The 18,695-nt window shown below is 70.6% G+C and carries 18 protein-coding genes; 10 read left to right on the top strand and 8 right to left on the bottom strand.

All coding sequences use genetic code 11. The annotated features are described in order from the left end of the window. Positions 1 to 128 precede the first annotated feature (128 nt). Positions 129 to 2,414, bottom strand: a complete 2,286-nt coding sequence (locus AB0I04_RS46320) for a transglycosylase domain-containing protein (RefSeq protein WP_360900102.1) — start codon at positions 2,412 to 2,414, stop codon at positions 129 to 131. 239 nt (positions 2,415 to 2,653) lie between these two features. Between AB0I04_RS46320 and AB0I04_RS46315 the strand changes: the two genes are divergently transcribed. Further along, positions 2,654 to 2,962 carry a WhiB family transcriptional regulator gene (locus AB0I04_RS46315; protein WP_360900099.1) on the top strand — a complete coding sequence of 103 codons (309 nt, stop codon included), beginning with the start codon at positions 2,654 to 2,656 and terminating at the stop codon, positions 2,960 to 2,962. A 277-nt stretch (positions 2,963 to 3,239) separates the two neighbouring features. On the opposite strand, the gene AB0I04_RS46310 is transcribed toward AB0I04_RS46315, so the two are convergent. After that, positions 3,240 to 4,394 (bottom strand): ArsA family ATPase, encoded by a 1,155-nt coding sequence (locus AB0I04_RS46310; RefSeq protein ID WP_360900096.1) that lies wholly within the window; start codon positions 4,392 to 4,394, stop codon positions 3,240 to 3,242. Beyond that, the gene (locus tag AB0I04_RS46305) at positions 4,391 to 5,386 is read right to left on the bottom strand and encodes an ArsA-related P-loop ATPase (RefSeq protein WP_360900093.1); all 996 of its coding nucleotides are present in this window, start codon (positions 5,384 to 5,386) and stop codon (positions 4,391 to 4,393) included. The genes AB0I04_RS46310 and AB0I04_RS46305 overlap by 4 nt, the downstream gene beginning before the upstream one ends. Before the next feature lie 124 nt (positions 5,387 to 5,510). Between AB0I04_RS46305 and AB0I04_RS46300 the strand changes: the two genes are divergently transcribed. The 5 genes from AB0I04_RS46300 to AB0I04_RS46280 all read left to right on the top strand — a co-directional run bounded on the left by AB0I04_RS46300 (position 5,511) and on the right by AB0I04_RS46280 (position 8,907). Beyond that, the gene (locus AB0I04_RS46300; RefSeq protein WP_360900090.1) at positions 5,511 to 6,476 is read left to right on the top strand and encodes an SPFH domain-containing protein; all 966 of its coding nucleotides are present in this window, start codon (positions 5,511 to 5,513) and stop codon (positions 6,474 to 6,476) included. A 29-nt stretch (positions 6,477 to 6,505) separates the two neighbouring features. Beyond that, complete coding sequence (locus tag AB0I04_RS46295; RefSeq protein WP_252781158.1) at positions 6,506 to 6,661, top strand: DUF4177 domain-containing protein; 156 nt, start codon at positions 6,506 to 6,508, stop codon at positions 6,659 to 6,661. Further along, positions 6,658 to 7,119: a RidA family protein gene (locus AB0I04_RS46290; RefSeq protein ID WP_360900086.1), complete on the top strand. Its 462-nt coding sequence runs from the start codon at positions 6,658 to 6,660 to the stop codon at positions 7,117 to 7,119. Before AB0I04_RS46295 ends, AB0I04_RS46290 begins: the two co-directional genes overlap by 4 nt. Positions 7,120 to 7,193: 74 nt before the next feature. Then, positions 7,194 to 8,054 (top strand): NUDIX hydrolase, encoded by an 861-nt coding sequence (locus AB0I04_RS46285; RefSeq protein ID WP_360900083.1) that lies wholly within the window; start codon positions 7,194 to 7,196, stop codon positions 8,052 to 8,054. 73 nt (positions 8,055 to 8,127) lie between these two features. Further along, the gene (locus AB0I04_RS46280; RefSeq protein ID WP_360900080.1) at positions 8,128 to 8,907 is read left to right on the top strand and encodes an MBL fold metallo-hydrolase; all 780 of its coding nucleotides are present in this window, start codon (positions 8,128 to 8,130) and stop codon (positions 8,905 to 8,907) included. 20 nt (positions 8,908 to 8,927) lie between these two features. On the opposite strand, the gene AB0I04_RS46275 is transcribed toward AB0I04_RS46280, so the two are convergent. Then, positions 8,928 to 9,614 carry a Crp/Fnr family transcriptional regulator gene (locus tag AB0I04_RS46275; RefSeq protein WP_360900077.1) on the bottom strand — a complete coding sequence of 229 codons (687 nt, stop codon included), beginning with the start codon at positions 9,612 to 9,614 and terminating at the stop codon, positions 8,928 to 8,930. Between the two features lie 84 nt (positions 9,615 to 9,698). On the opposite strand from AB0I04_RS46275, the gene nth reads away from it, so the two are divergent. The 3 genes from nth to AB0I04_RS46260 all read left to right on the top strand — a co-directional run bounded on the left by nth (position 9,699) and on the right by AB0I04_RS46260 (position 12,394). After that, positions 9,699 to 10,406, top strand: a complete 708-nt coding sequence (gene nth, locus AB0I04_RS46270) for an endonuclease III (RefSeq protein WP_360900074.1) — start codon at positions 9,699 to 9,701, stop codon at positions 10,404 to 10,406. A gap of 41 nt (positions 10,407 to 10,447) precedes the next feature. Continuing rightward, the gene (locus AB0I04_RS46265; RefSeq protein WP_360900071.1) at positions 10,448 to 11,116 is read left to right on the top strand and encodes a CoA pyrophosphatase; all 669 of its coding nucleotides are present in this window, start codon (positions 10,448 to 10,450) and stop codon (positions 11,114 to 11,116) included. Between the two features lie 84 nt (positions 11,117 to 11,200). Next, complete coding sequence (locus AB0I04_RS46260; protein ID WP_360900111.1) at positions 11,201 to 12,394, top strand: MarP family serine protease; 1,194 nt, start codon at positions 11,201 to 11,203, stop codon at positions 12,392 to 12,394. A 155-nt stretch (positions 12,395 to 12,549) separates the two neighbouring features. Here AB0I04_RS46260 and AB0I04_RS46255 read toward each other — a convergent pair whose 3' ends face one another. The 4 genes from AB0I04_RS46255 to acs all read right to left on the bottom strand — a co-directional run bounded on the left by AB0I04_RS46255 (position 12,550) and on the right by acs (position 16,828). Next, a complete protein-coding gene (locus tag AB0I04_RS46255; protein WP_360900068.1) occupies positions 12,550 to 13,029 on the bottom strand; it encodes a DUF309 domain-containing protein in 480 nt (159 codons plus the stop codon). Positions 13,030 to 13,139: 110 nt separating this feature from the next. Next, positions 13,140 to 14,087 (bottom strand): alpha/beta hydrolase, encoded by a 948-nt coding sequence (locus AB0I04_RS46250; RefSeq protein ID WP_360900065.1) that lies wholly within the window; start codon positions 14,085 to 14,087, stop codon positions 13,140 to 13,142. Between the two features lie 54 nt (positions 14,088 to 14,141). After that, positions 14,142 to 14,591 (bottom strand): phage holin family protein, encoded by a 450-nt coding sequence (locus tag AB0I04_RS46245; RefSeq protein WP_360900062.1) that lies wholly within the window; start codon positions 14,589 to 14,591, stop codon positions 14,142 to 14,144. 266 nt (positions 14,592 to 14,857) lie between these two features. After that, on the bottom strand, positions 14,858 to 16,828 hold the full coding sequence (acs, locus tag AB0I04_RS46240) for an acetate--CoA ligase (RefSeq protein ID WP_360900059.1): 1,971 nt from the start codon (positions 16,826 to 16,828) through the stop codon (positions 14,858 to 14,860). A 241-nt stretch (positions 16,829 to 17,069) separates the two neighbouring features. Here acs and AB0I04_RS46235 point away from each other — a divergent pair, with 241 nt between their 5' ends. After that, positions 17,070 to 17,855 (top strand): oxidoreductase, encoded by a 786-nt coding sequence (locus AB0I04_RS46235; RefSeq protein ID WP_360900056.1) that lies wholly within the window; start codon positions 17,070 to 17,072, stop codon positions 17,853 to 17,855. Positions 17,856 to 18,695: the final 840 nt, after the last annotated feature.

Here is an 18,695-nt window from a genome sequence, read left to right as displayed (position 1 = left end):
TTGGTCGCGGGCCGCGCCGCGGGCACGGGGGTGTGGGGTGTGGACACGCGCCAGCTCGCCGGGGGCGGGACCAAACGAGAGGGGCCGGGGCGGGGCGGGCGCCGCGCACGGGACCCTTCCTGTTTCGGTCAGTTGCCGAACGGGAACGGCCCGCCCTTGCGGGGTTTGCCGTTCTTCTTGCCCCGGCCGGGGCCGGGGACGCCGTTGCCGTTGCTGACGAACAGCATCACGGTGGTGGTCTGGTCGACCTGGCTGCCGGCGCTCGGCGACGTGTACACGACGGTGTTCGCGGGCTGGGTCGAGTCGACCGCGCGCGGGGAGACCTGCACCGTGAACCCGGCCTTCTCGATCTGCTGCTTGGCCTGGCCAACGGGCATGCCGTGGACGTCCGGAACCTTCGCCTGGTCGAGGTTGCCGAAGTCGTTCACCGGCGTGTGAAACGACGACGGGCTCACCCCGCTCAGCGCGCCTTCCATCGACGCTCGCCAGATCGGTGCGACGTCCTTGCCGTAGACGCCGTAGTTCCGGTGCGCCCACGGCGCCGCGGGGTCGCCGTACCAGACGGCCGCCGCGAGGTCGGGGGTGTACCCGGCGAACACCGCGCAGGTGAAGCTCTCACACGTGCCGGTCTTGCCCGCCGCGGGACGGCCGAGACCCATGCCCGCCGCCGTGCCCTTGGTGAGAACGCCCTGCAGGATCTTGGTGACCTTATCGGCGGTCTCGGTGTCGACCGCCGTTGAGCACTTGGACTTCGGTACCCGGATCTTCTTGCCCGCGCTGTCGGTCACGTCGGTGATCGCGATCGGCGTGCAGTAGTCGCCGCGGGCGGCCAGCCCGGCGTAGGCGGCGGCGAGGTGTGTGACGTCGATCTCGTTGGCGCCGAGCACCTGGGAGGGAACCTGCTTCAGCGGTTTGCCGTCCGCGCGCTTCAGGCCGAAGTTCTCCGCCATCTTGACGGCGTCGCACAGGCCCACCCTCTGCTCGAGCTCGGCGTAGAAGGTGTTGACCGACTCCCAGGTGCCGGTCTGCAGGTTGGCGGTCTTGCCCTTGGACTTCTCGGCGTTCTGCACGTCCCACGGGCCGGAGCCGTTGCCCTTGCAGTCGCGGAAGCCCGAGATCGTCGTGCTGTACGGCGCGGGAAGCGAGGTGCCCACGTCGATGCCCTTGTCGAGCGCTGCCGCCAGCGTGAAGACTTTGAAGGTGGACCCCGCGGAGTAGCCGAGGTTGCCGCCGTGCGCGTAGTCGGCGGCGAGGTTGAGCGTGGTCTCGCCGTTCTTGATGCTGTCGCCGTACGTCTTGCTGACGACCATCGCCTTGATCTCGCCGGTGCCCGGCTTGACCATCGCCTCCGTGGCGGTCCTGTTGTCGCTCGGGCGCTGGGAGAGCGCCCTCTGCGCGGCCTTCTGGGCCTTCATGTCGATCGTGGTGCGGATCGTGAGGCCGCCGCGGTAGAGCAGCCGCACACGGTCGGCGGCCGTCTTGCCGAACGCCGGGTTGCCGAGGATCTCGGTCTTGACGTACTCGCAGAAGAACGGTGCCTTGCTGGCGACGCAGTCGCTCTTGGGCAGCTTGGGGTGCAGCTTGATCTTCGTGGCGGCCGCCTGGTCGGCCTGCTGCTTGGTGATGATCTTCAGCTCGGCCATGCGGTAGAGCACGGTGTTCCGCCGCTGCAGGGCGTGGTCCGGGTGGAGCGTCGGGTCGTAGGCGACGGGGCTGTTCGTGATGCCCGCCAGGAGCGCCGCCTCTGGGAGCGCGAGCTGGGAGGCGTCCTTGCTGAAGTAGCGCTGGGCCGCCGCCTCGACGCCGTACGCGCCGGCGCCGAAGTAGGCGATGTTGAGGTAGCCCTGCAGGATCTGCTGCTTGGTGAGCCGCTTCTCGATGTTGACGGCGTAGCGCAGCTCCCGCAGCTTCCGCCCGACGTTCGGGGCGTTGGCGGCGTTCAGCTCGGCCGGGGTGTCCGCGGCCTCGACCAGCAGGTTCTTGACATACTGCTGGGTCAGCGTGGAACCGCCCTGCTTGACACCACCCTCTTGGGCGTTGGTGATCAGCGCCCGGACGGAGCCCTTCATGTCGAGGGGACCGTGCTGGTAGAAGCGGGAGTCCTCGATCGCGACGACCGCCTGCTGCATGATCGGCGCGACGTGGTCGAGGCTCACGGACTCGCGGTTGTGGTGCCAGAACTGCGCGATCACCTGGCCGTCCGCGGAGTAGACCGTGGTCCGTTCGGGCGGCGGCTGGATGTTGAAGTCGTCCGGGAGGTTCTTGAACCCGTCGGCCGCGTCCCGGGTCGCCATGCCGGCGCTGCCGACGGCCGGCAGGGCGATGAGACCGACCAGAAGCCCGGCCACGATCGCTGCGCCAAGGAGCCGTAGCAGCTTGATGATGGCGTGTTCCTGATCTGATCTCTGAGTCACGGGACATAGGTTACGCGGGACGAGAGGTGCATATGGGACAGCCCGTGAAGAGGGATGACTAGTTCGTTGCCTTCCTATGGCCCGTAGGGGCTATCTCAAGAATGGACCCTACGGGGGCTGTTGAAGCGCCGCGCTCTTCCGTAAGTTTCTCCCCACGGCTTTCGTATGGCGGCCTGACGTCCGCGCCCGTCCGGCCGGGGCTCGCAAACGACAACCGACCCAAGGGGAGTGGGGCCAAGATGTGGATCACGGATTGGACCGCCCGCGCCGCCTGCCGTAACGCGGATCCCGACGCGTTGTTCGTGCAGGGGGCGGCTCAGAATCGGGCCAAGCTGATCTGCCGCGGCTGCCCAGTGCGCACCGAGTGTCTTGCCGACGCTCTCGACAACCGCATCGAGTTCGGCGTATGGGGTGGCATGACGGAGCGCGAGCGCCGCGCACTGCTCCGCCGTCGCCCGGACGTCTCATCGTGGCGAGAGCTCCTCGAGACCGCCAAGGAGCAGTACGAGGCGACGCAGGACCCGGACGAGGAGCTCGTCGCGAGCTGATCGGCGGATCGACGGCCTGGCCGCACCCGGCCGGCCAGGTTCATCGGACGGATTAGCGATCTGTAGCGATCATGTGGCAGACTGTCACCCACACGCCCGATGCCCAGGCGACGTCGGGCACCCTCCCTCGGTAGGGTCAGGAGATCTCACCGACCAGCGTCCGGAGGGGCGTGTCACGAGGGTTGACGGCTCCCGCCGTTCAGCACCAGGGCACGAAGGCGATTCGCTCACATCCCTGAGCGAATCAGAGACGCTCAGTACACGGACCGGGCCGCCATTAGGCGGCCGGTTCCTTCAGTTCACCCGCGAGCTCTCCCGCGATGCACCGGAGCCCCTCGAGGTCGTGCACGTCTTCGGCCATGGCCGCGACGGTGGCCCGGGGCACCGTCGGGTGCGATGAGGTGAAGCTCTCGCATAGCCGCGTCTCCCGCGCGGTGACCTGCATCCGCTCGGCGTGCAGGCGCAGCAGCGCGGCGGTCAGCGGATGCGTCCCGCGGTCATTCAGGGTCTCCGCGGCGGCCTGGCTGCGTACGGCCGACAGCTCTGACGCGTCCGAGCGGTGCACGCGGTTGACGACCAAACCGGCCAGCGGCATCTGCTCTTCGGCGAGGCGCTCGACGAAGTACGACGCCTCGCGCAGCGCGTCGGGCTCCGGAGCGGCGACGACGAGGAACGCCGTGCCAGGTGCCTGCAGCAGGCGGTAGGTCTGCTCCGCCCGCTCGCGGAACCCGCCGAACATCGTGTCGAAGGCCAGCACGAACGTCTGGACGTCCTTCAGCAGCTGCCCACCGAGCACCTTCGTGATCGCGCTGGTGAACATCCCGAAGCCGACGGTCACGACCTTCATCCCGAACCGCCCGCCCGCCTTGGCCGGGGCCATCAGGATCTTGATCAGGCGGCCGTCGAGGAACCGGCCCATCCGCTCCGGCGCGTCGAGGAAGTCCAGGGCCGATCGGGACGGCGGCGTGTCGACGACGATGAGGTCCCAGTCGCCGGACCGGTGCAGCTGGCCCAGCTTCTCCATCGCCATGTACTCCTGCGTGCCCGACAGGCTGGACGACAGCGACTGGTAGAAGGGGTTGGCCAGGATCTGCTGCGCGCGTTCGGGCTCGGCGTGCGCCTCGACGATCTCGTCGAAGGTGCGCTTCATGTCGAGCATCATCGCGTACAGCTCGCCGTCGACGCCTTCGACGAGGCGCGGGGTGTTGTCCAGTTCGGTGAGGCCGAGCGCCTGGGCGAGCCGGCGGGCCGGGTCGACGGTGAGTACGACGACGTCCCGGCCGCGTTCGGCGGCGCGGACGCCCACGGCGGCGGCGGTCGTGGTCTTGCCGACGCCTCCGGACCCGCAGCAGACGATGATCTTCGTCTCGGGATCGTCGATCAGGTCGTCGATGCAGAAGGCCGGGGGGTCCTTCTCGGCTGCGGCGCTCACGCTGCTCCTTGCGTCCTCAGATCGGCGGCGAGCTCGTACAGGCCGGCGAGGTCCATGCCGTCGCTGAGCAGCGGCAGTTCGTACTGCGGCGCGTGGGCTTCGGTCAGGCGCGCCTTCTCACGCTCCTGCAGGGCGGTGCGGCGCGCGTGGTCGGCGGCCTCGACTGCGAGGGCGTCGGCGATCTCGGCGGTGCGGTCCTCGATGCCGGCCGCCTTGATCCCCATGCGGATCGTCTCGACGTCGAGCTCGTCGCGGGCGGCCAGGGCGAGGTCCTCCACGTCCAGCAGCGGCGGCCGCACCATGTTGACCACCAGGCCGCCGACGGGCAGCCCCGTCTCCCGCAGCTCCGTGATCCCGTCCAGGGTCTCCTGGACCGGCATCTCCTCCAGGAGCGTGACGAAGTGGACCGCGGTCTCCGGGCTGCGGATCACCTTCATGACGGTGTCGGCGTGGTTGCGGATCGGACCGACCTTCGCCAGCCCCGCGACCTCGGCGTTGACGTTGAGGAACCGGCCGATGCGGCCGGTCGGCGGCGCGTCCATCACCACCGCGTCGTAGACGAACCGGCCACTCTTGTCGCGGCGGCGGACCGCCTCGCTGGCCTTGCCGGTCAGCAGGACGTCGCGCAGGCCTGGGGCGATGGCGGTCGCGAAGTCGATGAGCCCCAGTTTGGTGAGCGCCTTGCCCGCCCGTTTGATGTTGTAGAACATCTCGAGGTAGTCGAGCATCGCCTCTTCGGGATCGACCGCGAGGGCGTAGACGTCGCCGCCGTCGGGCGCGACCGCGACCTTCCGCTCCTCGTACGGCAGCGGTGGGCAGTCGAACAGCTGGGCGATGCCCTGGCGGCCCTCGACCTCGGTAAGCAGGACTTTCCGGCCGCCCGCGGCCAGCGCCAACGCGAGGGAGGCGGCCACCGTCGTCTTCCCGGTGCCGCCTTTGCCGGTGACGACGTGCAGTCGTACACCGTCCCAGTCGGTGTCTCTCCCGCTCACCCTTGTGAGGTTATCGTCCGTCCGCCGACGCGTTCGCAGCGCCGGAAAGTGACGTCTGACACCTCGGGGTATCCGACGACTAGTGTCGGACATGAGGGAATCGGCCGTCAGAAAGGTGAGCGCCGTGGCTGAAGCGGCATTCGTGCTCCTAGGAATCCTCGGATTCGTGATATTGCTCGTCGTCCTGTCGTCGATCAAGGTCGTTCAGCAGGTCGAACGCGGCGTGGTCTTCCGCTTGGGGCAGGTTCAGCCGCAGTTCCGGCCGCCGGGCCTGACGCTGATCTTCCCCGCGATCGACCGCATGACGAAGGTCAACATGCAGACGGTCGCCATGGGGGTCCCCGCGCAGGAGGGCATCACGCAGGACAACGTCAGCGTCCGCGTCGACGCCGTCGTCTACTTCCGCGTGATCGACCCCGTGAAGGCGATCGTCAACGTGCAGAACTACAACTGGGCGATCTCGCAGGTGGCCCAGACGTCGTTGCGCGCGGTCATCGGCCGGGCCGACATGCAACAGCTGCTGTCCGACCGCGAATCGATCAACGCCGAGCTCCGCCAGATCATGGACGGTATGACCGAGGCGCCCTGGGGCGTCAAGATCGAGCGCGTTGAGATCAAGGACGTCTCGCTGCCGGAGGGCATGAAGCGGTCCATGGCGCGCCAGGCCGAGGCGGAGCGGGAACGCCGAGCTCGCATCATCGCCGCCGACGGTGAGTTCCAGGCGTCCAAGCGGCTCGCGGCCGCGGCCGAGGTCATGGCCCAGGACCCCGCCTCCCTCCAGCTGCGCCTCCTCCAGACGGTCGTCGAGGTCGCGGCCGAGAAGAACAGCACCCTCGTGATGCCCTTCCCCGTCGAGCTGCTGCGCTTCTTCGACCGCGCGGCCGGCGGCGACCAGACGCCGCGCGAGGGCACGGGCCGGCCCGACCTGGCCGAGCGCCTCGCCAAGGCCGAAGAGGAGCTCACGCAGGCCGGCGAGCCGGCGTCGATCGACTCGGCCGACAAGGTGCCGCCCGTGGCCGGTATGGAGGCCAAGGAGCAGCCGGGCATCGCCCCGCCCGCACGACACGAGGAGCCGCCCGCGCAGGCTTAGCGAATCGGCGCGCCACTAGTGTTCACCCCATGAAGAAGTGGGAGTACGCGACCGTTCCGCTGCTCGTCCACGCGACGAAGCAGATCCTCGACAACTGGGGTGAGGACGGGTGGGAGCTCGTCACCGTCATCCCCGGTCCCAACCCGGAGAACCTCGTGGCCTACCTCAAGCGGGAGAAGCAGTGACGACGCCGGAGGAGCGGGTACGGGCACTCGGGCTGGAGGTCCCGGACGTCGTGCCGCCGGTGGCGTCGTACCTCCCGACCGCCCGGACCGGGAGCCTGGTCTACACGTCGGGGCAGGTGCCCATGGTCGACGGCAAGCTGCCCGCGACCGGCAAGGTCGGCGCCGAGGTGAGCGAGGAGCTGGCCGCCGAGCTCGCCCGTACGGCCGCGCTCAACGCGATCGCCGCGCTCAAGGCCGAGGTCGGGGAGCTGTCGCGGGTGCGCCGCATCGTCAAGGTCGTCGGCTTCGTGGCCAGCGCGCCGGATTTCTTCGGCCAGCCGAAGGTGATCAACGGGGCGAGCGACCTGCTGGCCGAGGTGTTCGGCGACGCGGGCCGGCACGCGCGCAGCGCGGTGGGCGTGGCGGTGCTGCCGCTGAACGCCCCGGTCGAGGTCGAACTGATCGCCGAAGTCGAATAGCGTTCGGCCTGGAAGCCCGGGTCGTCGTCCTGCGCGGACGGCGTCCCGGCCCACGCCTGAACGAGGAGGCTCCGTTGGCGGACGTCCCCGGCCTTCGGCTACCGGATCAGCTGGCCGAACGCGCGCGCGACATCGAGGAGGGCCGGGCGGAGCCGGCCGTGTCACGGGACGCCTCGACGGTCGTCCTGCTCCGCGACGCCCTCGACGGCGGCATCGAGGTGTACATGCTGCGCCGGGTGACGTCGATGCCGTTCGCGCCCGGCGCGTACGTCTTCCCCGGCGGTTCGGTGGACGCGCGGGACGGCGACCGTACGGTGGGCTGGTCCGGGCCGTCACCGGAGGAGTGGGGCGCGGCGTTCGGGGCCGGGGAGACCCTCGCCCGCGAGCTGGTGTGCGCCGCCGTACGTGAGACGTTCGAGGAGTCGGGCGTCCTCCTCGCCGGGCCCGCCCCGGACACGATCGCCGGTGACATCAGCGGCGACGACTGGGAGGCGGACCGCCTGGCCCTGCTCGATCGCTCGCTGTCGCTCGCCGCGCTGCTCGACAAGCGCGGCCTGGTCCTGCGCAGCGACCTGCTGCGTCCCTGGGCGCACTGGATCACGCCGGTGTTCGAGGAACGCCGCTACGACACGCGGTTCTTCGCCGCGGCCCTGCCGGCCGGGCAGCGCACCCGCGACGTGAGCACCGAGTCCGACCAGGTGGCGTGGGTACGCCCGCGTGAGGGGGTGGAGGCCGCCCGGCGCGGCGAGATGGCGCTGCTGCCGCCGACCTTCGTCACGCTCACCGAGCTGGCGATGTACGACTCGGTCGCCGGGGTGCTGGCCGCCGAACGGGCCGTACGCCCACGGCTGCCCGAGACCCGCGTGACCGATGACGGCGCCTATCTGATCCTGCCGCCGGAGCTCGACGGGCACGTCCCGGGGGCGCGGCCGTGACGGACGGGAACGCGATGACCGACATCGACGGGATGGGCACCGAGCGGGCGCGGCCGTGACGGATGGGGGCGCGATGACGGACATCGACGGAATGGGCACCGAGCGGGCGCGGTGCGTGCTGGCCCCGAACCCCTCGCCCATGACGCTGGACGGCACCAACACCTGGGTGCTGCGCGAACCGGGCGCCGAGCGGTCCATTGTCGTCGACCCGGGGCCGGAGCACGAGGAGCACCTGCGCCGGGTCGCCGCCGAGGCGGGACGCGTGGCCCTCGTGCTGCTCACGCACGGCCATCCGGACCACGCCGAGGGCGCGCGGCGGTTCGCCGAGCTGGCCGCCGACGGCTCCCGTCCCCTGCCCGTCCGGGCCCTCGACCCGGCACTGCGGCTGGGTGAGGAGGGACTGGCCGAGGGCGACGTCGTCGAGCTGGACGGGCTGGAGCTGCGGGTCATGGAGACTCCGGGCCACAGCCCGGACTCGCTGTGCTTCTGGCTGCCGGGCGACCAGGCCGTGCTCACCGGCGACACGGTGCTCGGCTACGGCACCACCGTGGTGCATCGGCTCGGGGACTACCTCGGCTCGCTCGACCGGCTACGGGCGATGGCCGAGGGGACCCGCGTCATCCTGCCCGGCCACGGACCGAAGCTCGACGACCCCGTCGCCGCGCTCGACCACTACATCGGCCACCGGCGTGAACGCCTCCAGCAGGTCGAGGCCGCGGTCACGGCCGGGGCGCGTACGGCCCGGGAGGTCGTCGAGCGGGTGTACGCCGACGTCGACCGATCGCTGTGGCCGGCCGCCGAATGGGCCGTCCAGGCGCAGCTCGACTACCTCGCCGAGCGGGGCGCGATCTAGGACAGGCCCTAGCCCTCGCTCTAGCGCGAGCGCTTGCGGAGGCGCTCGATGTCGAGGACCTGCACGGCGCGGGCCTCGATCCGCAGCCAGCCGCGCTGGGCGAAGTCGGCGAGTGCCTTGTTCACCGTCTCCCGGGACGCGCCGACGAGCTGGGCGAGCTCCTCCTGCGTCAGGTCGTGGTGGACGTGCAGTCCGCTCTCGCTGGGCTGACCGAACCGCTCGGCGAGGTCGAGCAGGGCCTTGGCGACCCGGCCGGGCACGTCGGTGAAGACGAGGTCCGCCATGTTCTCGTTGGTCCGGCGCAGCCGCTGGGCGAGGGCCCGCAGCAGGTGGATGCTGATCTCCGGGTGCCCCTTGAGGAACGGCCACAGGTCGCTGTGGCCCAGCGCGGCCAGGCGCCCCTCGGTCACGGCGATGGCGCTGGCCGTGCGCGGCCTCGGGTCGAACAGGGACAGCTCGCCGAACATCTCGCTGGGGCCGAGCACGCTCAGGAGGTTCTCCCGGCCGTCGGGCGCCGTCCGAGTCAGTTTGATCTTGCCCTCGAGGACGACGTAGAGTCGGTCGCCCTCCTGATCTTCGGAGAAGAGGGTCTGACCGCGGGACAGATGGACCTCTGACACGATGGCGCGTAGCGCCTTGGCCCCCTCCTCGTCGAGAGCTTCGAACAGCGGGGCCCGTCCCAGAACCTCCACGTCGCGGTCGTTCACGTTTCCTCCTCGCTAACGTACGTCCACAGTGTGACGTACATCGCAGGATGAGTTTTGGTCGACCCCCCCGTTACCCTTGCGTTCGTGCCACGCAAACCGGAGACGCGTCTCGCCCTGGTACGCCGGGCTCGCCGGATCAACCGAGAACTGGCGGAAGTGTACCCGGACGCACACTGTGAGTTGAATTTCGGCGACCCGTTCCAGCTACTGGTTGCGACGATCTTGTCTGCGCAGACGACGGACAAGCGGGTCAACATGGTCACCCCGACCCTCTTCGCGCGCTACCCGACCGCGGCGGATCTCGCGGCGGCCGACCGCGAGGACGTCGAGAAGATCATTCAGTCAACGGGTTTCTTCCGGGCGAAGACCAACAGCCTGCTCAAACTCGGTCACGAGCTGTGCGACCGCTTCGGCGGCGAGGTGCCGCACACCCTCGAGGAGCTCGTGACGCTGCCCGGCGTGGGCCGCAAGACCGCCAATGTCGTGCTCGGCAACGCCTTCGACGTCCCGGGCATCACGGTCGACACCCACTTCTCGCGGCTGACCAAGCGGTTCGGCTGGACCACCGAGACCGACCCGGTGAAGATCGAGTACGAGGTCGGGGAGCTGATCCCGCGCAAGGACTGGACGATCCTGTCCCATCGGCTGATCTGGCACGGCCGGCGCATCTGCCACGCCCGGCGCCCGGCCTGCGGGGCCTGCCCGCTCGCCCGGCTCTGCCCGTCGTACGGCGAGGGCCCGACCGACGAGGAGACCGCTCGCAAGCTGGTCAAGTCCGGCCCCTTCTCGTGACCGGGAAGGATCCGGAGGCCGACTCCGTTGAAGCCTCAATGATGTCGGTCGAACCCCCCGTAGCGACGGACTGCCCGGAGTGGCTGCGCGACTTCGCGGCCACGGCCCCCCGCATGCAGGTCCCCACCCTGTTCCGCCCCCCGGCGAACGGCGCCCGCGCCGCCGCGGTGCTCATCCTGTTCGGTGAGGGGCCCGACGGCCCCGACGTCCTGCTCCTCCAGCGTGCGGACACCCTCCGCAAGCACCCCGGGCAGCCGGCTTTCCCCGGCGGCGGCATCGACCCCGGCGACGGCGGGCCGGTCGGAGCCGCCGTGCGTGAGGCCGTCGAGGAGACCGGCCTCGACGCCACCGGCGTGACCGTCCTGGCGACCATGCCGGAGCTGTACATCCCGTACAGCAGGTATCGCGTCACCCCGGTCGTCGCCTGGTGGCGTGAGCCGTCCACCGTCGCCGCCGCCGACCCCCGTGAGGTCGCGTCGGTCGCCCGCGTCCCGCTGTCCGAGCTGACGGACCCCGCCAACCGGCTGCGCGTCCGCGCCCCCTCCGGCCATCTCGGCCCGGCGTTCCGCGTCCGGGGGATGCTGGTGTGGGGGTTCACCGCCAACCTTCTTCACACGGTGCTCGAGACGGCCGGCTGGGGTCGCCCCTGGGACACGACCCGGGTCGAGGACCTTCCCACCGAGGTCATCGACCTCGCGGGCGGCGAGTAGTCCTCTGTTCGTACATCGGCGAATCTGAACTGGTCCGGGGAGGGGACGTCCTCGGACCCCGATGCGCTATACGGTTGACCGGTGCTGGGCGATCACATCCTTGATCTCATCCTGCTGGTGCTCGTCGTGCTGTTCGCCATTTCGGGTTACCGGCAGGGCTTCATCGTGGGCGTGCTCAGCTTCGTCGGCTTCGTCGGGGGCGTCGTCCTCGGCATGCTGATCGCCCCACCGCTGGTCAAGGCGGTCGTCGACGGCGCCGCGCAACAGGCGCTGCTCGCCGTCGTCATCGCCTTCCTGGCCGCGACCTTGGGGCAGCTGATCGCCTCCTCCGTCGGCTCCGCGCTGCGCAGCCGCGTCACCTGGGAGTCCGCCCGCAGCGTCGACGCCGTCGGCGGGGCGTGCGTCAGCAGTGTGGCGTTGCTCGTCGTGGCGTGGTTCATCGGCACTGCCGTGGTCTCCTCCCCGGTCGTCTGGCTGAGCAAACAGGTGAAGAACTCCGAGGTGCTGCACGGCGTCGACGCGTTCATGCCGCAGCAGGCCACCACCTGGTTCTCCTCCTTCCGCGGGTTCGTCTCGAAGACGGAGTTCCCACAGGTGTTCGGCGGGCTCGGCGGCGAGCCCATCACCGAGGTGCCGCCGCCGGATACCAAGATCCTCAACACCCCCCAGCTGCAGGCGGCCGAGAAGAGCATCGTCAAGGTCATGGGGACGGCGCACAGTTGCCAGCGCCGGATCGAGGGCACCGGGTTCGTGTACGCCCCCGGCCGCGTGATGACCAACGCCCACGTCGTCGCGGGCGTCGACAGCGGCCCCACCGTCTACACCCTGGGCGAGGGCAACTACCGCGCCAAGGTCGTGCTGTACGACGACAAGCGCGACATCGCCATCCTCGACGTCCCGGGCCTGCGCCTCCCCGCCCTGAAGTTCGACGAGGGCGGGCAGAGCCGCGACAACGCCGTCGTCGCCGGCTTCCCGAAGAACCAGAAGTTCACCCCGCGTGCCGCCCGGATCCGCGCCAAGCAGAAGGCCAAGGGCCCGGACATCTACCACTCCGGCCAGGTCACCCGCGAGATCTTCGCCATCCGCGCGCTGGTCGAACAGGGCAACTCCGGCGGCCCGCTGCTCGCTCCGAACGGCAAGGTGTACGGCGTGGTCTTCGCCGCCGCTCTCGACAACAAGGACACCGGATACGCCCTGACGGCCCACGAGGTCGCCCCGGACGCCCAGGCGGGCGTCGACGCCAGCGGAAGCGTCTCAACGGAAGCCTGCTCGGACTGAGTCCCCGGCGGGGCCGCCCTGGACGGAGGATCCGGCCTCTCGGGACGGAGCGTCCAGCCGGAGGGTCTGGACGGGCTCCTGGGGACGGAGCGTCCAGACAGAGGGTCTGGACGGGCCTCTGGGGACGGGAGCGTCCAGACGGAGGCCTGCGGGGACTAGGGCGCGACGCGTAGCCGGGGAGCCAGGTCCGCGTCCGTGACCGCGCCCAGGCCGTCGCGTTCGATGCGGTCGGCCAGCGCGTAGGCGGCGCGGGCGAGCTCGGCGACCGCGATACCGTGCGGCGCGCTCCCGGCGTACGGGGCGATGCGGTCGGCGGCGCGGCGCAGCAGCGTGGAGGCTCCTCGCGCGTTGCCGCGCCGTACGTGCGTGAATCCGACGGCCAGCTGGGCCAGACCCTGCCACAGGGCGCGTTCGGCGCCCGGAGCGGCCTTCCAAGCGGCTTCCAGGACCTCGTGAGCGTGGAAGGGGCGGTCGGCGTCGAGCAGCCGCTGTGCCTCCGTCAGCGCCTCGGCCGGCTCCGCGGCATAGTCGTCGGGGACGCGGTCCTCTCCGACGGTGCCGTGCGGCAGCGGCCGGCCGTACGCGTCCCGGGGTCGTGCGTTGCGTGCTCGTCCCGCCTCATCGCGATCGCGCATGCCCCTAGTCCTGTCTCAGTCCTCATCCCGATCGTGCACGCCTCATTGTCGCGCGTACGCCCCCTTGCCGGTGTCCGTCCTCATCGTGATCGCTCGGCCGGCGTCGAGCCTCATCCGGGACGGTGGCCCTCGGAGGCCGTGTGGCGGCCCGGTTCGGCGTCGGCGAGCCAGGAGAGGAGCTCGGCGTCGAAGGCCTCTGGGCGTTCCTCGTGGGGGAAGTGCCCGACTCCCTCGATGAGCCTCCATCGGTAGGGCGCGTCGACGTACCGGCCCGACCCCTGGGCACTTCGGGGCAGCACGCAGCGGTCCAGCGAGCCGTGCAACTGCAGCGTGGGGACGCGGATGGGGGCGCGCATCCGGCGGGCGTACCGCAGGCCGTCCGGGCGCACGATCGAGCGCACCGCCCAGCGGTGGTACTCCAGCGCGCAGTGCGCGACTCCGGGGATCTGGAAGGCCGAGCGGTACAGCCGCTCGCCGGTGGAGTCGGGCCAGCCGGGGGCCGACCAGGCGTGCAGCAGGCGGCCCACCTGCGCGGCGTCGTCCCGGACGAGCAGCCGCTCCGGCCCCATCGGCAGCTGGAAGCCGAGCGTGTGCCGGGCCGCCCAGCCCTGACCGCGTGGATCCGTCGCGATCGCGGTACGCAGGCGCAGCGGGTGGGGCGCCGACACCACGGCGAGCCGCTGGACGACGCGGGGCTGGTAGACGCCCATCGTCCAGGCCAGCAGGCCGCCCCAGTCGTGCCCGACGACGGTGGCACTGGCCGCGCCGAGCGCGCGTACCAGCCCGGCGGCGTCCCGGGCCAGCGTGATCAGGTCGTACCCGCGCGGTGGTTTGTCGCTTCCGCCGTATCCGCGCAGGTCGACGGCTGCCGCGCGGAACCCCGCGCCGGCCAGCGACACCAGCTGACGGTGCCACGACCACCAGAACTGCGGGAACCCGTGCAGCAGCAGGACGAGCGGGCCCTCCCCGGCCTCGACGACGTGGAAGCGTGTCCCTCCCGCGCTCACCGACCGGTGTCGCCATGGACCATCGATCTGGACGACGGACTCGTCGGCCATGTCCGGCCCCCTCTTCATCGGCCGGCGGGCCTCACCCCGTCCCGCCGGCGGACGTCATTCGGTCAGCGCGGGCGTCTCGTCCGGGCCGCCGCCCCGCCGCAGCATCGCGAAGTCCTCCATCACGGACTGCCGGGACCGTTTGGCGCCGCTCATCTTCTTCATCCGCCACAGGCCGATGAGGATGAGCACGGCCGCCAGCAGGACGTAGAAGCCCGCCACGATGAGGAACGCCGCCCAGTGCCAGATACCGGCTGCGACCAGGCCGTACGCGGCAGCGATCGACAGCAGGATGACGACGACGCCGCCGATGACCCCGGCCACGGCGAAGAGGGTCCCGCCGAGGGCGGCCTTCTTGGCGTCGCCCTTCAGCTCCAGTTTGGCGAGCTCGATCTCCGACTTGACGAGGCGTGACACACTGCCCGTGGCGATGGCGACCAGCTCGCCGAGTGATTTGTCGTCATACTGCCCGTTCGGATACTGCCCGTCCGGCCGTACCTCGGTCATGTTTCTCCTCTCAGTGCCGGTCGCCACTCTCTCGGATGGCGCGTGATCCGAATAGGCCGAATCGCCGATGAGGAGTGAACCGCAGAGGTACCGGCGAAAGAACGGCTTCTCGGCACAGGACTGTCCGAGGTTACCGGTGGCGAGGCGGGCCGATTCGGGCGGCGGGCCCTTATCGCCGCCTGGCGCGCCGCCCGCCGCGGCCAGGAGCGGTACGGCGGAAATGAGAGAGCGCGGCCCCGCGTGGGCGGGGCCGCGCCCGGTCGTCGTTACTCGTCGCTCGACGCGGAGGGCATCTTCTCCTTGATGAGGTCCATCACCGTGCCGTCCGTCAGCGTGGTCACGTCCCCGAGCGAGCGGTTCTCGGCGACGTCACGGAGCAGCCGCCGCATGATCTTCCCGGACCGCGTCTTGGGCAGCTCGGGAACGATCATGATCTGGCGGGGCTTGGCGATCGCGCCCAGGTGCTTGGCGACGTGGTCGCGCAGCTCGGCGACGAGCGCCGCGCCGTTGTCGACGGTCTCGCCGCGCAGGATGACGAACGCGACGATGGCCTGCCCGGTGACCGGGTCGGTGGAGCCGACCACCGCCGCCTCGGCGACCTTGGGGTTCGACACCAGCGCCGACTCGACCTCGGTGGTCGAGATGTTGTGGCCGGAGACGAGCATGACGTCGTCCACCCGGCCGAGCAGCCAGAAGTCGCCGTCGTCGTCCTTCTTCGCGCCGTCGCCGGCGAAGTACAGCTTGTCGAAGCGCGACCAGTACGTCTTGATGTACCGCTCGTCGTCGCCCCAGATCGTGCGCAGCATCGACGGCCACGGCTCCTTGACGACGAGGAAGCCCCCGCCGCCGTTCGGCACCGGCTTGCCCTGGTCGTCGACGATGTCGGCCTCGATGCCGGGCAACGGCCGCATCGCCGCGCCGGGCTTGCCGTGCGTCACGCCCGGCAGCGGGCTGATCATGATGGCGCCGGTCTCGGTCTGCCACCAGGTATCCACCACCGGCGTACGGTCGCCGCCGATGTTCCGGCGGTACCAGACGTACGCCTCCGGGTTGATCGGCTCGCCGACCGAGCCGAGCAGCCGTAGCGACGACAGGTCGTGCTGGGCGGGGATGTCCTCGCCCCACTTCATGAACGTGCGGATCGCGGTCGGCGCGCAGTAGAGGATCGACACCTTGTACTTGGCGACGGTCTCCCACCAGCGGCCCTTGTGCGGGGTGTCGGGCGTCCCCTCGTACATGACGCTGGTCGCGCCGTTGGACAGCGGGCCGTAGACGATGTACGAGTGGCCGGTCACCCAGCCGATGTCGGCCGCGGTCCAGAAGACGTCGCTCTCCGGCTTCAGGTCGAACACCGCGTGGTGGGTCCAGGAGACCTGCGTGAGGTAGCCACCGGTGGTGTGCAGGATGCCCTTCGGCTTGGCGGTGGTGCCCGAGGTGTACATGACGTACAGCGGGTGCTCCGCGTCGTGCGGCTCCGCCTCGTGCTCCTCGCTCTGCCGGTCCACGAGGTCGTGCCACCAGACGTCGCGGCCTTCCGTCCAGGCCACGTCCTGGCCGGTGCGGCGTACGACGAGGACGTTCCGTACGTGGTCGATGCCCGCGATGGCCTCGTCGACGTTCGGCTTGAGCGCGCTCGGCGCGCCCCGCCGGTAGCCGCCGTCCGCGGTGATCACGACGTGCGCGTCGCAATCCTCGATGCGGCCGCGCAGCGCGTCGGCGGAGAACCCGCCGAAGACCACCGTGTGCGGCGCGCCGACGCGGGCACAGGCCAGCATCGCGAACACCGTCTCGGGGATCATCGGCATGTAGATCGCGACCCGGTCGCCCTTCTGGACACCGAGCTCGAGCAGGGCGTTCGCCGCCTTGGACACCTCGCGCTGCAGATCCGCGTACGTGATCGTGCGGGTGTCGCCGGGCTCGCCCTCCCAGTGGTAAGCGACCCGGTCGCCGAGACCCGCCTCGACATGCCGGTCGACGCAGTTGTACGCCGCGTTCAGCTTCCCGCCGACGAACCACTTGGCGAACGGCGGATTCGACCAGTCCAGCACGGTGTCCCACTCGGTGTTCCAGTGCAGGCGCTTCGCCTGCTTCTCCCAGAACGCCAGCCGGTCCGCCGTCGCCTCCTCGTACGCCGCCGAGGTGACGTTCGCCGCCTCGGCGAGATCTGCGGGGGGAGCGAACCGCCGGCTCTCCTGGAGAAGATTGGAGAGGGTCTCGTGTGGGGTTTCCTGCGTCACGGCGCTCCTCCATCGAGCAGAAGGTCAGGTAGGTCCATGCCAACTTCACCAGCTTCGTACGTGTCGTTACAAGGGGCGCGCGCCGCGTAGGGTCATGCGATGGTGCCGTCTCCGCCCGCCGCGGGATCGCGCCGCGTCCCGCCCCGCGCCGTACCGTGTTTCGGCCACTGATGGTTTCAAGGAGGAAGCGGCGTTCCCGCACCGGCCCGGCGCCGGGCGACCTTCGAACGCCGCGCGTCCGATGAGCGATGCGTTTGCCAACGTCGCGACCCTGCCCGACGTGCCCGAGGCCGTCGCGCGGACCCGGGAGGCCGTCGACCGGTTGCTCGGCCACCGGATCCTGCGGCGGCGCAGCGCCGAGGTCTCCGCGGAGTCGGCGCTGCGCGGCGCCCGGGCCTCGGCCGCCCTCGAAGGCGTCTCGGCGCCTCTGGAGGAGATTCGCGGCGGCCTGTCGAACGATCCGGTCGTGCAGGGCGCGCTGCGGGTGTCGGCCGAGCTCGGATCGCTCGCGGACACCTGGCGGAAGGCCCCGCGCCAGGCGCTCGCGCGGCTGCACGCCCTGGCTGCCGCGGACGCCGTCGCCCCCGAGGCGCTGGGCCGGCCACGCCCGGACGACGACGCCGCCGACCCCCTCGAACTCGGCCCGCCGCCGTCGGCCAAGGAGGTCGCCGCGCGCCTTGACGTGCTCAGCGACCTGCTGACCGCCCCGACGGACGCGCCGGCCGTCGTCGTCGCCGCGATCGTGCACGGCGAGCTGCTGGCGCTGCGGCCGTTCGGCTGGGGCGACGGCATCGTGGCCCGGGCGGCGGCGCGGCTGACCCTGGTCGACCGGGGCCTCGATCCCAAGTCGCTGACCGCCCCGGAGGTCGGGCATCTTGAGCTCCGGGACACGTACGGGGTTGCCCTGCGCGGCTATACGGCGGGCACTCCGGACGGCGTCGCAGGCTGGGTGCGCCACTGCGCCGAGGCCATCGAACTGGGCGCACGCGACGCGCTCGCGGTCTGCGAGGCGTTCCAGCGCGGCTGAGGCGTTCCGCGCGGTACGAGACGGCACCTCGCGGCCGGAGACGGCGTCGCCTGGTTGAGAAGCGCTTCGGGTCGGAGACGGTGCCTCGCGGTCCGAGATGGTGGCGCGTGGTTGAGCCAGTGCCTCGCGGTCGAAGACGACTCGGGGCCGGAGACGGCGCCTGGCCGTACGAGATGGTGCCTTGCGGTCCGAGATGGTGGCGCGTGGTTGAGCCAGTGCCTCGCGGTCGAAGACGACTCGGGGCCGGAGACGGCGCCTGGCTGTACGAGACGGTGCCTCGCGGTTGAGATGGTGCTCTGCGGTCGGCGGGGCACGGGTGACGTCTTGCGGTCGACGGGCACGGGACGGTGCTCCGGCCGGCGGGAGGCCGAGGACTGGGCCGACCGGCACACATGTCGTGGCCGGCCATGGACGGCACGACGCACACCGAGGCGAAGACCACGGCGCGCGGCCGTCCGCTTTTGGGGGCTCGGTGCCCTTTTCTTCTCGTCGGAGAAGGTATGAGGAGGCTCGGAGCCGACCCTCTGTCAAGGCCGTGTCAGGACGCAAGAGGTGGTCTCCGAGCCGTTGCCGGGTGAGAGTGTTCAGGCGCTCGGGTAACCCATGTGCGGGCGCCGACGGGTCGGTGGACGGCCCGTAATCGGTATCGGCGAGGCGGCACGGGGATGAACGGGGTGACGCAGAGCGAACGGATCGGCGCAAAGCGAACGGCGCTCCCGGAGGAACGCCGTCGCCGACACGTCACACCGGGTTACCAAGCGTGCACCTCTGATCGTCGGATCGGGTCAAGCCCGTCTCGACGCGCCTCCCGCGGCTGGTCGCGCGTGGGTGCCCGGCTGC

The organism is Actinoallomurus sp. NPDC050550 (assembly GCF_040655075.1).
GTDB lineage: Bacteria > Actinomycetota > Actinomycetes > Streptosporangiales > Streptosporangiaceae > Actinoallomurus.
Note: the sequence above shows the minus strand (reverse complement) of the source record. Positions and strands in the feature narration are given on the sequence as shown.

Excerpts from the sequence above, each read along its gene's own strand:
- AB0I04_RS46295 (WP_252781158.1), top strand. The coding sequence starts at position 6,506 with ATGAAGAAGTGGGAGTACGCGACCGTTCCGCTGCTCGTCCACGCGACG.
- AB0I04_RS46265 (WP_360900071.1), top strand. The coding sequence starts at position 10,448 with ATGTCGGTCGAACCCCCCGTAGCGACGGACTGCCCGGAGTGGCTGCGC.
- AB0I04_RS46235 (WP_360900056.1), top strand. The coding sequence starts at position 17,070 with ATGAGCGATGCGTTTGCCAACGTCGCGACCCTGCCCGACGTGCCCGAG.
- AB0I04_RS46245 (WP_360900062.1), bottom strand. The coding sequence starts at position 14,591 with ATGACCGAGGTACGGCCGGACGGGCAGTATCCGAACGGGCAGTATGAC.
- AB0I04_RS46250 (WP_360900065.1), bottom strand. The coding sequence starts at position 14,087 with ATGGCCGACGAGTCCGTCGTCCAGATCGATGGTCCATGGCGACACCGG.
- AB0I04_RS46315 (WP_360900099.1), top strand. The coding sequence starts at position 2,654 with ATGTGGATCACGGATTGGACCGCCCGCGCCGCCTGCCGTAACGCGGAT.
- AB0I04_RS46280 (WP_360900080.1), top strand. The coding sequence starts at position 8,128 with ATGACGGACATCGACGGAATGGGCACCGAGCGGGCGCGGTGCGTGCTG.
- AB0I04_RS46255 (WP_360900068.1), bottom strand. The coding sequence starts at position 13,029 with ATGCGCGATCGCGATGAGGCGGGACGAGCACGCAACGCACGACCCCGG.